Below are 12,247 nucleotides of genomic sequence, written 5' to 3'. Positions count from 1 at the left end.
GACGATGTCCATGGCGGAACGCGACGGTTTTATCTGGTTTGACGGCAAGATGGTCCCCTGGCGGGAGGCCACCGTGCACGGTCTTACCCACAGCCTGCACTACGGCATGGGCTGTTTCGAAGGGGAACGTGCCTACGCCACGCCGCAAGGTACCGCTATTTTCCGTCTGCCGGAGCACACCAACCGTCTCTTTAACAGCGCCAAGATTTTGCAGATGGATACCCCTTTTACGCAGGACCAGATCAACGACGCCACCAAGGAAGTCATCCGCGCCAATCATCTGGAATCCGCCTATATCCGCCCCCTGTTCTTCTATGGCGCCGAAGGTATGGGCTTGTCCGCCAAGGGGCTCAAGGTCCATGTGCTCATTGCCGCCTGGAGCTGGGGCAGCTATCTGGGCCAGGAGGCACTGGAAAAGGGCATCCGCGTCAAGGTGAGTTCCTTCAGCCGTCACCACGTCAACATACATCTGTGCAAGGCCAAGGCCACCGGCAACTACATGAACTCCATGCTGGCCCAGCGTGAGGCGGCCTCCTGCGGCTACGACGAGGCCCTGTTACTAGACCGCGAGGGTTATGTGTCTGAAGGTTCCGGTGAAAATGTTTTCATGATTCGTGATGGCGTTCTTTATACGCCAACGCTGACCAGCGCCCTCGAAGGCATCACCCGCGACACCATCCTGCGTTTTGCCCGCGATGCCGGCATTCCCATCGTCGAGAAGCAATTGACCCGTGATGAATTCTACATCGCCGACGAGGCTTTCTTTACCGGTACTGCTGCCGAAGTCACCCCCATCCGCGAAATCGATGGTCGGGTCATTGGCGAAGGGCGTCGCGGCCCGATCACAGGAATGCTGCAAAGTCGCTATTTCGACACCGTTGCCGGGCGCCGCGAGGACCACCCGGAATGGTTGCACCACGTAGGCTGACCGTATGACCAGCCCCGGCAAGTGCTGTGACCGCAACTACACAGAGATCGAAGCCAAAGACCTCCCCCTCTGCTGCCCCACACCCGGCATGAGCCGCTGGGACGGGCATCCCCGCGTTTTCCTCAAAATCGAAGAGACCGGGGAGGTCCGCTGCCCATATTGCGGAACGCTTTATGTGCTGAAGGGCGGGCCGCTGCAGCAGGCGGCCGGGCACTGAAAAACCCGCGCTGGCTTCTCTAGGATTTGTGCAACCACCCCATAAACGCCTCCGGCCCCAGATATCCCTCCTGCTGTGCCGTCGTCCTGCCATCTGCGGCTACAGCGATGAAAGCCGGGGGTCCCACCAGGTTGTAACGCTTCAGGAGGGCGCGGCTGGCGGCGTCATCCTGGGTCACATCCACGCGGATCAGCCGCCGCTTGCGTAGGGCGGCCACCACCTGCGGATCGACAAACGTGACTTTATCCATGCGCAGACATTCCACGCACCAGCTTGCCCAGTAATCCACCAGCACCGGTCTGCCCCTGGCCTGTGCCAGTGCGGTCTGCAGGGCCTCGGGGGTTTTCACGGTAGTAAAATGCAGGGCCTCGGCCCGGTTTTCGGGCGGCACCGCCGCCGCAGTATAGCTTGCCAGGGGTTGCAGGGGATCGCTGCCGCCGCCCAGCGCCCCCACCCCCATCACCAGGCCGTACACCAGCATGAGCACTCCGAGGCCTTTCCAAAAACGGCGCCAGCCCGAAGCACCCGCCGGGATTGCATCCAGAGCCCCGAGATAGATGGCACTGATGACTGCCAGCGCTGCCCATAAGGCCAGACTGACGGACCCCGGCAGAACCCGTGTCAGCAACCAGATGGCGACGCCCAGCAACACTACCCCGAAAACCGCCTTAACGGCATTCATCCAGGCACCAGCCCGCGGCAGAAAATGGCCGGCGGAAGTGCCGATGATCAGCAAAGGCACGCCCATCCCCAGGCTCAAGGCGAAAAGTGACAACCCGCCAAGAAAAACATCTCCCGTCTGGGAAATGAAGAGCAGCCCGCCGGCCAGGGGGGCGGCCACGCAGGGCCCGACGATCAGCGCCGAAAGCGTCCCCATGACAAAGGTACTGATCAGGTGCCCACCCCGTCCCATGCCGGCCAGACGTGTCTGAATGCCACTCGGCATTTGCAGCTCGTAAAAATCGAACATGGACAGCGCCAGCAGCACAAAAACAAAGGCAAAAGCCCCCAGCACCCAGGGACTCTGGAAGGCCGCCTGCATATAGGCGCCGCTCACCGCCGCCAGCACCCCGGCAATACTGTAGGTCAGTGACATTCCCAGCACATAGGCGACGGAAAGCCCAAAGGCGCGTGACCGTTGCGGGCCACGCCCTGCCTCCTTACCGACGATCAGGGCGGAGAGGATAGGAATCATGGGAAAAATACAGGGCGTAAAGGCCAGCCCCAGTCCGGAGATAAAAAAGAGACCCAAGGTGAGCCAGAAGCGGTCATGCAAAGCCCTTGCCAGCGCCCCGGCATCATTCACGGGGCTGGTCACCGCAGCCGGGACAGCCGCCCCCCCCGGCGGGGACACGACAGGCGCCGCCGCTGGGGCGGCACGGCCTGCCGGGTCAAGGCCAGCGTGATCGTCTTGACCTGCTCCGGGTAGCAAACACCCGCATTGGCACAGCCCTGATAGCTGGATTTCAGTTCAATGAAAGCAGGGGCGGTTCCCTGAACGGTAAAAGGTACCGTGAGGGTATTTTTCCCTTCCAATACCCGTGTCTTGCCGAAAACCGGGTCGTTCAGCTCCACCCCTGCGGGCAATGTATAGTGCCCTAGCAGCACATTGCTCGGCGTCACGGAGAACTTGATCCGGTCGCGGTACAGGTGGTATCCCTGCGCCACATCCCAGTGCAGTTGCAACTGGTGCCGGCCACTCAGCCGCGCTTCAAAATGAAATGCCTGGTCCGGGGTCAGAAATGTACCGGCATAGCCGAGAGACAGCCAGGACAACAGCAGGACACCGCAAATTCCGCTCCATAACCGGACACCCATGGCCCAACCGGCCCTTCTCCCGTTTCCGGCTCTCATACCCACGTCGCTCCTCGCCATTTTGTCCTCACCCATAGAGACAGGTTCCACAGCCGATTCGTTCCTGAAGACCACTGAGCCTACGTTACCACACTGAGGATACGGGGTTCGGGAAAGAAATCACAGACGCATGGAACTTTCTGCTGCCCCTGTTCTCTAATCCTTTGCAAGCGGCTGTGATAGTTGCGAGCGCATGTTTCTTCCTCCTTTGGTGGTTTTGGGCGGGCCGTTTGGTCCGCCCTTTCTTTTTATCCGACCGGTCGGAATGTAACTTGCCAGTCCTTCCACCTTTTGCTAATATTTCGCTTGCAGCCAGTAGCTGGTTGCGAGCGCATGTTTCTTTTCTCCTTTGTGGTTTTAGGGCGACTCCGGGTTGCCCTTTTTTACATGGAGCAGCCAGTGTCCCCGTCGGCCGAAAGAGCTTTTACTCTGGTTCACCCCAATGGCGACCGCGTCTGCGGACTCATTCACGAAAACCACACCGACCCCGTCGGCATCTTCCTCCCTGGCTTCGCCTCCCATATGGAAGGCACCAAATCGCAGATCCTCGCCCGCAACGCGCAGGCGCAAGGCTGGTCCTGGGTACGCTTTGATCCACGTGGCGTCGGTCGCTCCGATGGACCCTTCCAGGCGCTGACCCTGTCCCGTTACCTGGCCGACCTCCGGTTGATTCTACATAATATGCTGCAGGATCGCCCGGTGCTGCTGGTAGGTTCCAGCATGGGCGGATGGCTGGGCACCATCGCCGCCACCCGATGGCCGGAGCAGATCCGCGCCCTGCTGCTCATTGCCCCCGCTTACAACTTCATTCAGGAAATTTTCCGACGTTTGCCCGCTGCCGAAAGGCAAGCGTGGGAGGAGAGCAATCTGCGCAGTTGGGAGGATCCTTACGGGCTCGGTGAGTTGCACATGCGCTTCGATCTGGTCGCGGACAGCTGGCGCTACGACCTGCTGCGCTTTCCGCCGCACCTGCACTGCCCGGTGGAGATTCTGCACGGCAGCGCCGATGAAGCCGTGCCCATCGCCCTCAGCTATCGGTTCGCCGCCCGCACCCATGCGCCAGAACTGGCCATCCGCCCCTTACCGGGCGTCGATCATCGCCTACGAGGCGCCGATGCCACGCTCCTGCGCAGCCTGCAATCTCTCTGGAACCGCATCTCCTGAGTACCTTGTAACACCCGCCCCTTGACAGGACATTCTCAGCGCCTATGATTAGCACTCGATGGGTGTGACTGCTAACAACACCCAGGATGAAGTCATCCATTCACTTGTAAATAACGAGGAAATGCTCAATGAAACTGCGTCCTTTACATGATCGCGTCGTCATTCGTCGCCTGGAAGAAGAGCAGAAGACTGCCGGTGGGATCATCATTCCCGACACCGCCAAAGAAAAACCGGTACGGGGCGAAATCGTCGCTGCCGGCCATGGCAAAATTCTCGAAGACGGCAAAGTGCGTGCCCTCGACGTCAAAACTGGTGATCAGGTGCTCTTCGCCAAATATGCCGGCACCGAGATCAAGGTCGAAGGTGAAGAACTGCTGGTGATGCGTGAAGACGACATCATGGCGGTCATCGAAAAGTAAGCATTGCTGAATATCCCAACCATTTCACCTATTTTGAGGAGTATTTATGCCAGCCAAACAAGTAGCCTTTGCTGAACATGCCCGCGAGAAGATGTTGCGTGGCGTTAACGTACTCGCCGATGCCGTCAAGGTCACCTTGGGTCCCAAGGGCCGTAACGTGGTACTCGACAAGTCTTTCGGTGCCCCCACCATTACCAAGGACGGCGTCTCCGTCGCCAAGGAAATCGAACTGGCCGACAAGTTCGAGAACATGGGCGCGCAGATGGTGAAAGAAGTCGCCTCCCAGGCTTCCGACGAAGCCGGTGACGGCACCACCACCGCCACCGTTCTGGCCCAGGCCATCATCCGCGAAGGCCTCAAGGCCGTCATCGCCGGCATGAACCCCATGGACCTGAAGCGCGGCATCGACAAGTCGGTCGTCGTCGTCGTCGAAGAGCTGAAGAAGCAGTCCAAGCCCTGTAAGACCCAGAAGGAAGTCGCCCAGGTAGGCACCATCTCCGCCAACTCTGACGACTCCATCGGCAAGATCATTGCCGAAGCCATGGAGAAGGTCGGCAACGAAGGCGTCATCACCGTGGAAGAAGGCTCCGGCCTCGCCAACGAGCTGGACGTCGTCGAAGGTATGCAGTTCGATCGCGGCTATCTCTCCCCCTACTTCGTCAACAACCAGGACAAGATGGTTGCCGAGCTGGAGAATCCCTACATCCTCCTGCACGACAAGAAAATTTCCTCCATCCGCGACATGTTGCCCATCCTGGAGCAGGTCGCCAAGTCCAGTCGTCCGCTGCTGATCGTGGCTGAGGATGTCGAAGGCGAAGCGTTGGCCACCCTGGTCGTCAACACCATGCGCGGCATCATCAAGGTCGCTGCGGTCAAGGCCCCGGGCTTTGGTGATCGTCGCAAGGCGATGCTCGAAGACATGGCCATCCTGACCGGCGGCCGCGTGGTCTCCGAAGAAATCGGCATGAAGCTGGAAAGCACCACCCTCGCCGATCTCGGCCAGGCCAAAAAGATTGTCATCGACAAGGAAAACACCACCATGATCGATGGTGCTGGTCAGCAGAGCGAGATCAAGGCGCGCGTTGAGCAGATCCGTCGTCAGATGGAAGATGCCAGCTCCGACTACGATCGCGAGAAGCTCCAGGAGCGCGTGGCCAAACTGGCCGGTGGCGTTGCCGTCATCAAGGTCGGTGCCGGTTCCGAGATGGAAATGAAGGAGAAGAAGGCTCGTGTCGAAGACGCCTTGCACGCTACCCGTGCGGCCGTCGAAGAAGGCATCGTCCCCGGCGGCGGTGTGGCGCTGGTCCGTGCCCGTCAGGCGCTGAAAGGCTTCAAGACCGACAACCACGACCAGGACATGGGTGTTGCCATCATCCGTCGCGCCATCGAAGAGCCGCTGCGTCAGATCGTCGCCAATGCCGGCGGTGAAGGCAGCGTGGTTCTGAACAAGGTTGTGGACGGTAAAGACGGCTACGGCTACAACGCCGCCACCGACGAATATGGCGACATGTTCGAGATGGGCGTCATCGACCCGACCAAGGTCACCCGCACCGCGTTGCAGAAGGCCTCCAGCATTGCTGGCCTGATGATTACCACGGAAGCCATGGTCACCGAACTGCCGAAGAAAGACGACAAGGCAGGCGGCGATATGGGTGGTGACATGGGTGGTATGGGCGGCATGGGTGGAATGGGCGGCTTCTAAGCCCTTACCCCCTCACGCCTGTAGCGTCAGAAAGCCGGCCCTTCGGGGCCGGCTTTTTTTATGGGTCTTCAGTGCCACTGCAGAGATATATGCAATCCTCAGAGCAAGATCGGGGCTACACACGATCTAACTTGATTCGTTGGGCCGAATCTGTTCGCAAACATGATGTTCCATGGGTGTCAGCTAAACCGCGCCATCCAAACGCAAAGCTCACGGTGCTGATGGCCAACGTTAAGGTAGAGGTAAAGGTGGCATCCAACCCGTGATTCCCCAGCAAACAACTTTTCTTGGAAGACACCCGCCCCAAGCTACCCACCCCCCTTCCCCTGTGGCAGAATGCGCGTAAAAGGAGCATCCATGACCCACACCGATAGCCATAGCAGCACCTACCCCCTCAACATCAACGGAGTGGAGCGCCACCTCCCCCTCTTCAAGGTGCAGTCGGACCTGGCCATCGCCGTCCTCAACATCCTCGGCGATACGGAACTGACGGAGGCCGCAGCCCATGCGCTGAACGGGCGCATGGCGGGCATCTCCTACGATGTGATCGTCACTGCGGAGGCCAAGAGTATTCCCCTGGCCTACGCCCTGTCGGTGCACAGTGGGCGCCCGTATATCGTCCTGCGCAAGAACTACAAGTCCTACATGGGCGAGGCCTTGTCCACGGAGACTCTGTCCATCACCACCGGCAAGCCCCAGACCCTGTATCTGGATGCCAAGGATCGCGCGGCGATCAGCGGCCGGCGGGTGGCGCTGGTGGATGACGTGGTCAGCACTGGCTCGACCTTGGCGGCCATGCGCGCGCTTATGGTGCAAGCCGAGGCAGAGATCGCCGCCGTCGCGGCCATTTGTACGGAAGGCGATATAGCCCAATGGGCGGAAGTGATTGCCCTGGCGCACCTGCCGCTCTTTCCGCTCTCCGCGTAAGGACCGGCCCATGTCCATGCCATCGATTCATGTGCTGACGGCGCGCCAGCGCTGCGACCTGGAGCTGTTGCTGACCGGCGCTTTTGCCCCATTGGAAGGTTACCTGGATGCAGCGGACTGGCAGTCCGTGCTACAGGATATGCGTCTGGGCAACGGCACGCTTTGGCCCATTCCCGTGGTGCTCGATGTCAGCGAGGCACTCGGCCGGTCCTTGGCGGCAGGGGTTACTTTGCGGCTGGAGCGCAGTGACGGTACCCCCCTCGGTGCCGTTGCCGTCAGCGCCTGCTATCGTCCCGATAAACTGCTGGAGGCCTCGGCGGTTTATGGAACGACCGACCCCAGCCATCCGGGTGTAGCCGAGTTGCTGGCGCGCGGCCCCTACTATGTGGCAGGGCGCGTGTCGGCTTGGGATGCAGACACCCTGACTCGCGCCGCCGCCGTTGAATTTCCGCCCGAATATCAGACCCCGGCCATGCTGCAAAGGTACTGGAGCGGAACGCACCCGGTTGTCGCCTTTCAGACCCGCAACCCTCTCCATCACGCGCACATTGCCGTGACTCAGGCGGGGCTGGAACGGGCGGGTGCGGGCGCGCGTCTGCTGCTGCATCCGGCTATCGGCCCCACCAAGCCCGGTGATGTGGAGGCATCCTACCGCATGCGTGTGTATCGTGCGGTGCTGGGCCATTATCCCCAGGCGACCGCCCTGCTCTCGCCCCTACCCTTGGCCATGCGTATGGCCGGCCCGCGGGAGGCGCTCTGGCACGCGCTGATTCGCCGCAATTATGGCGCCACCCATTTCATCATCGGTCGTGGCCATGCCGACCCTGGCGCGGCGGCGGGCGGTCTGTTCTACCCGGCTTTTGCGGCACAGGAGCTTTTTGCCCGGCACGCCGATGAGATGGGTATTGCCGGCATTTTTCTGCCCGAGTATGCGTATTCCCGCACCCGGCGCCGTTATGTGCCGGTGGAAGAGGCCAACGGCGAGGCCCTGGCGGGCATTTCCGGTACGGAATTGCGGCGGCGACTGGCCAGCCGGGAGGATATCCCCGAGTGGTTCTCCCCGCCGGAGGTCATTCAGATATTGCGTCAGGCCTACCGCGGTGCGGACCGGCGCGGACTGGTCATCTGGTTTACCGGACTGTCTGCCAGCGGCAAAAGCACTCTGGCGGGGATGCTGGCCCGCACTCTGGAAGCGGATGATGAGCGCGCCGTAACCTTGCTGGATGGCGATGTGGTGCGGCGTTTTCTGTCCAAAGGTTTGAGTTTCAGCCGCGAAGACCGCGACGAGAATATCCGCCGCATCGGCTTCGTCGCCAGTTTGGTGGCACGCCATGGCGGCATTGCGGTGGTCGCTGCCATTTCGCCCTATCGTCAGGCCCGTGCTGATGCGCGTCGTCTGGTGGAAGAAGCGGGTGGCCTATTTATCGAAGTCCATGTGGCCACCCCGCTGGAAGTCTGTGCCGAGCGCGATCCCAAAGGTCTCTATGCCAAGGCCATGCGCGGCGAAATCACCGGCTTTACGGGTGTGGACGACCCCTACGAAGCGCCGGAGCAGGCGGAGTGTGTACTGGACGCCGGCCTGCAAAAGCCGCCGACAGCGTTGGCGGCACTGATGGGCGTGCTGCGCCAACTGGGCGCGGTGACGGATAAGCCGGTCGTGAACGCGGCGCGCAAAGAGGCGTGAGCACGTTGCCAGTGCGCGCGGTTTAGCTTCGACAGATGGACACGTTGCAACTCGCCGCCGCCGCCCAGTGTCTGGACCGCGAGCTCGCGCAGCAAGCCATCCAGGGCATCAGCGACGCGCCGGGCGGGATTTATTTACATACCGCCAAGGCGCATATCGCGCTCATCGTGCAGCGTGCCCCTCTGGGGCTCTGGCAGGACCAGGCATTCCATAAGCCAGGCGCCCTGACCACCTGGACCAGCCCACTCAACCAGCGTTTAGCGGGTTTTCGCATTCAGCGCATCAGCGTGCCCTGGGCGGATCGCATCGTGCGCATGGATTGCCGCCGTGTCCATATCAGCAAGCGGGTGGACCAGGTCAGCCTGATTGCCGAATGCTTTGGTGGACGCGGCAATATCGCCCTGCTCGACGAGACGCAGCATATTCGCTGGGCCTGGCGCTGGGATAGCCTCGACAGTAAGGCCACGCCGCGCTTCCTGCCCGGCGTGGTGTATGTACCGCCGGAAGACAGTCTGCCCTTTGACCAGCCCTTACCGAGTGCCGCCGCCTGGCTGCACCGCGTCGCACCCCGTTATCGCCCGCAGCACACGGCCGAGCAGCAGGCCATGCAGGAGGTCTGGTTGCAGCGGTTAGATCCGTGCGCGTCCTGGTGGCGATCTTCGGCGGAGGTCGACAAATCCGTCCTCTACCCCGTGCCCCTGCCCGACTGGGCACCGATGCAGGAGATCCCGGCACAGGAGGCGCTGCGCTTGGTGCTCCCCGCCGCACACCCGCAACCCTCAGCACAGGAACGGGCGCTCGCCTTGCAGCGGGAACGTCTGCAACACCGCATCCGGCACATGCGCCGGGATATGGCGCGCTGGGAGGACCCGGAGGTGTATCGTACCCAGGCCTACGCCCTCTTCGCCCTGCCCGACACGATGGCGTCAGACACGCAGATCAGCGCCCCAGACCACACCAGCGCAGCAGGTACGCTCCTGACTATTGCCGTAACACCAGGCAAATTTCTGCACCAGCAGGCGCAGTGGTATATGCAGCAGGCGCAACGCAGTCAGCGCGCACAGCGGGAAATCACCAGCCGCCTGCAGGAGGCAGAGAAGCTGCTGGAACGCCTTGCGGGTAGCGAGTCATATGCACCATCCGTGGACGGTTCGGCAACCCACACGTCGCCCACGTCCAGAAACCCGGCAAAAAAAGGGAAACCGGAGGATGCCACATTCAGTCAAACCGTCATCGACGGCTTTACGGTCCTCTGGGGTAAAAATGCCCGGGAGAATGACCGCCTGACCTTCCGCGCAGCCAAATCCTGGGACCTGTGGTTTCACATTCAGGATTTAGGCGGCAGCCATGTGGTGTTGCGCCGGGAGAACAGCCAGACCCCGGTGCCCGAGCCGGTGCTCGCCGCCACCGCACGCATCGCCCTGCAGCAAAGCCAGTCCCGCGCCATCAGCGGGGAGGTGGACTGGACGGAAATCCGCCATGTCCAACGTAAATCGGGCGGCGGACCCGGACAAGTGACCTACCGCCACTTTCAGAGCATCCGAGTGCGCCGCGACGGCTGACCGGCATCATGCCTGAGAGAGACATTCAATAAAAGACGTCTCTGCTCTGCGACTTCCGCAACGACAGGTAAGCAGCCAGCCCCCCAAGCACCAGTCCCGCCAACACATCTAGGGCCACGTGCTGGCGTAGGGCCAGGGCGGAATATACGATGCCCGCACACCAAATCCAATTGCAGAGGACTATCCACAGCGGCGCACCGAAGCGTCGCAGCAAATAATGTAGCCAGATACCTGAAAAAACCGCTGTGGCGACGTGTAGCGAAGGGCAGGCATTGCCAGAGGCGTCCATGTTTTTGAGGAAATCCACATCTGGATACAGAGCCCAATCAATATGGGCCACGGGCACCGCGGTGGGCCAAAAGTAGAAGATGATCAACCCCACAAGGCAGGTTCCCGCCATGCTCATGGCATAGTCAACAAGTTCGCGCCGCGTGGCCAATAATGCCGGGGGAAGGGAAACATAAAACCACAGCGATAGGTAGAAAGGTAATGAGAGTGGCTGAAAACCGATCAGGTGATCCAGCCAGATTCTCGGCATCACCGTTACCGGGTATGCCGGATCTTTGAGCAAATAGAAGTAAGCAACGAAAAATACGCTGATAAACGTCGTCGTTCCGACAAATTTGAGATACGCATGCCTGGGTATCACCTCTGCAGCTTGACGGTACCATGGCCTCTCCCGATTGTTTTCATTCAAGGCTTCTTCTCCAGGAGATATCGGTTCATTACTGGTGGTTAGTGGAAACTCGGGGCACCAATATATTCCTGCCAGAACCAGCAATCCCGCGGCGGCTACAGCCACCACGGGATCATTGTTCAAAAGCCAGGAAGCCTGCAGCCCTAAATGGTGAGATGCATATCCTCCAGCATCCGCTCGATACGCGGGCCGAGAATGAGTTCCATCGCATAGCCCATCTTCGTCCCTGGGATCACCAGGGTGTTGGAACGCGACATAAAACTACCCGGCAACATCTGCAGGAGGGCGGGGAAATTCTCTTCCTTGGGATCCCGGAAGCGGATGACCACCATGCTTTCGTCCGGGGTCGGGATGTCGCGGGCGATGAAAGGATTGGAGGTATCCACCAGCGGTACACGCTGGAAATTGATGTGCGCACGGGAGAACTGCGGGGTGATGTAGTGGATATAGTCAGGCATACGGCGCAGGATGGTATCCACAATCGCCTCGGCGGAGTAGCCGCGCTGGGCATTGTCACGGTGAATCTTCTGAATCCACTCCAAATTGACCACCGGCACCACACCCACCAGCAGGTCGACGTAATTGGTTACATCGACAGCGCCCGTCTTTACACCACCATGTAATCCTTCGTAAAATAACAGGTCGGTCCCCAGGGGGATATCCTGCCAGGGAGTGAAGGTGCCCGGCGCGCTACCCCGCAGTTCTGCCTCCGCTTCGTCGTGGACGTAGTAGCGCATCTGCCCATGGCCGCTCTCGCCATACTCGCGGAACAGGCGCTCCAAGGACTCAAAATCATTGCCTTCCGGGCCGAAATGACTGATGGTTTTACCATCGGCCGCCGCCTTGGCAATGGCTTCGCGCATCTCGTTGCGGTTGTAACGATGGAAGCTGTCGCCTTCGATGACAACCGGGTCGATTTTCAGGCGCCGAAAAATGTCATGGAAGGCATGTTTGACGGTGGTGGTACCCGCCCCTGAGGAACCAGTCACGGCAATGACGGGATGTTTTTTGGACATGGAAATATAACCTCTTTGGTGAAGAAAACCTGCAGCGACCCGGGCTGTGGATAAATACATCCTTCGCGCCAGTGTAA

At 60.4% G+C, this 12,247-nt stretch carries 12 protein-coding genes; 8 read left to right on the top strand and 4 right to left on the bottom strand.

The features are described from left to right. Nucleotides 1-4 precede the first annotated feature (4 nt). Both AFERRID_RS08850 and AFERRID_RS08845 read left to right on the top strand, forming a co-directional pair. Entirely contained in the window at nt 5-928 is a 924-nt protein-coding gene (locus AFERRID_RS08850; protein ID WP_113526827.1) for a branched-chain amino acid transaminase, read from the top strand. Nucleotides 929-932: 4 nt separating this feature from the next. Continuing rightward, nucleotides 933-1,145, top strand: a complete 213-nt coding sequence (locus AFERRID_RS08845; protein ID WP_113526828.1) for a zinc-finger domain-containing protein — start codon at nt 933-935, stop codon at nt 1,143-1,145. 19 nt (nt 1,146-1,164) lie between these two features. Here AFERRID_RS08845 and dsbD read toward each other — a convergent pair whose 3' ends face one another. Both dsbD and AFERRID_RS15600 read right to left on the bottom strand, forming a co-directional pair. Further along, nucleotides 1,165-2,499 (bottom strand): protein-disulfide reductase DsbD, encoded by a 1,335-nt coding sequence (gene dsbD / locus AFERRID_RS08840; RefSeq protein ID WP_232027435.1) that lies wholly within the window; start codon nt 2,497-2,499, stop codon nt 1,165-1,167. Beyond that, complete coding sequence (locus tag AFERRID_RS15600) at nt 2,460-2,999, bottom strand: protein-disulfide reductase DsbD N-terminal domain-containing protein (protein ID WP_232027424.1); 540 nt, start codon at nt 2,997-2,999, stop codon at nt 2,460-2,462. Before AFERRID_RS15600 ends, dsbD begins: the two co-directional genes overlap by 40 nt. A 399-nt stretch (nt 3,000-3,398) precedes the next feature. Between AFERRID_RS15600 and AFERRID_RS08835 the strand changes: the two genes are divergently transcribed. The 6 genes from AFERRID_RS08835 to AFERRID_RS08810 all read left to right on the top strand — a co-directional run bounded on the left by AFERRID_RS08835 (nt 3,399) and on the right by AFERRID_RS08810 (nt 10,457). Further along, a complete protein-coding gene (locus AFERRID_RS08835) occupies nt 3,399-4,163 on the top strand; it encodes an alpha/beta hydrolase (RefSeq protein WP_225981925.1) in 765 nt (254 codons plus the stop codon). 128 nt (nt 4,164-4,291) lie between these two features. Further along, complete coding sequence (gene groES / locus AFERRID_RS08830; RefSeq protein ID WP_009567579.1) at nt 4,292-4,582, top strand: co-chaperone GroES; 291 nt, start codon at nt 4,292-4,294, stop codon at nt 4,580-4,582. Between the two features lie 46 nt (nt 4,583-4,628). Beyond that, nucleotides 4,629-6,284 carry a chaperonin GroEL gene (gene groL, locus AFERRID_RS08825; protein ID WP_113526830.1) on the top strand — a complete coding sequence of 552 codons (1,656 nt, stop codon included), beginning with the start codon at nt 4,629-4,631 and terminating at the stop codon, nt 6,282-6,284. Between the two features lie 357 nt (nt 6,285-6,641). Next, nucleotides 6,642-7,211 (top strand): phosphoribosyltransferase family protein, encoded by a 570-nt coding sequence (locus AFERRID_RS08820; RefSeq protein ID WP_113526831.1) that lies wholly within the window; start codon nt 6,642-6,644, stop codon nt 7,209-7,211. Nucleotides 7,212-7,221: 10 nt separating this feature from the next. Further along, nucleotides 7,222-8,895 (top strand): sulfate adenylyltransferase, encoded by a 1,674-nt coding sequence (gene sat, locus AFERRID_RS08815; protein WP_113526832.1) that lies wholly within the window; start codon nt 7,222-7,224, stop codon nt 8,893-8,895. 35 nt (nt 8,896-8,930) lie between these two features. After that, on the top strand, nt 8,931-10,457 hold the full coding sequence (locus tag AFERRID_RS08810; RefSeq protein WP_126604964.1) for an NFACT RNA binding domain-containing protein: 1,527 nt from the start codon (nt 8,931-8,933) through the stop codon (nt 10,455-10,457). Nucleotides 10,458-10,482: 25 nt separating this feature from the next. On the opposite strand, the gene AFERRID_RS08805 is transcribed toward AFERRID_RS08810, so the two are convergent. Together AFERRID_RS08805 and AFERRID_RS08800 are read right to left on the bottom strand one after the other, a co-directional pair. Continuing rightward, the gene (locus AFERRID_RS08805; RefSeq protein ID WP_113526834.1) at nt 10,483-11,154 is read right to left on the bottom strand and encodes a phosphatase PAP2 family protein; all 672 of its coding nucleotides are present in this window, start codon (nt 11,152-11,154) and stop codon (nt 10,483-10,485) included. 143 nt (nt 11,155-11,297) lie between these two features. After that, nucleotides 11,298-12,170, bottom strand: coding sequence for a phosphoribulokinase (locus AFERRID_RS08800; protein ID WP_126604962.1), 873 nt, complete (start codon nt 12,168-12,170; stop codon nt 11,298-11,300). Nucleotides 12,171-12,247: the final 77 nt, after the last annotated feature.

It is taken from the genome of Acidithiobacillus ferridurans (genome assembly GCF_003966655.1).
Classification (GTDB): domain Bacteria; phylum Pseudomonadota; class Gammaproteobacteria; order Acidithiobacillales; family Acidithiobacillaceae; genus Acidithiobacillus; species Acidithiobacillus ferridurans.
This window is presented reverse-complemented; position numbering and strand designations above follow the sequence as displayed.

Bases quoted from the DNA above. Each gene is read 5' to 3' on its own strand.
- AFERRID_RS08810 (WP_126604964.1), top strand. From the start codon at position 8,931: ATGGACACGTTGCAACTCGCCGCCGCCGCCCAGTGTCTGGACCGCGAG.
- AFERRID_RS15600 (WP_232027424.1), bottom strand. From the start codon at position 2,999: ATGAGAGCCGGAAACGGGAGAAGGGCCGGTTGGGCCATGGGTGTCCGG.
- groL (WP_113526830.1), top strand. From the start codon at position 4,629: ATGCCAGCCAAACAAGTAGCCTTTGCTGAACATGCCCGCGAGAAGATG.
- groES (WP_009567579.1), top strand. From the start codon at position 4,292: ATGAAACTGCGTCCTTTACATGATCGCGTCGTCATTCGTCGCCTGGAA.
- AFERRID_RS08845 (WP_113526828.1), top strand. From the start codon at position 933: ATGACCAGCCCCGGCAAGTGCTGTGACCGCAACTACACAGAGATCGAA.
- AFERRID_RS08850 (WP_113526827.1), top strand. From the start codon at position 5: ATGTCCATGGCGGAACGCGACGGTTTTATCTGGTTTGACGGCAAGATG.
- AFERRID_RS08820 (WP_113526831.1), top strand. From the start codon at position 6,642: ATGACCCACACCGATAGCCATAGCAGCACCTACCCCCTCAACATCAAC.
- sat (WP_113526832.1), top strand. From the start codon at position 7,222: ATGTCCATGCCATCGATTCATGTGCTGACGGCGCGCCAGCGCTGCGAC.
- AFERRID_RS08800 (WP_126604962.1), bottom strand. From the start codon at position 12,170: ATGTCCAAAAAACATCCCGTCATTGCCGTGACTGGTTCCTCAGGGGCG.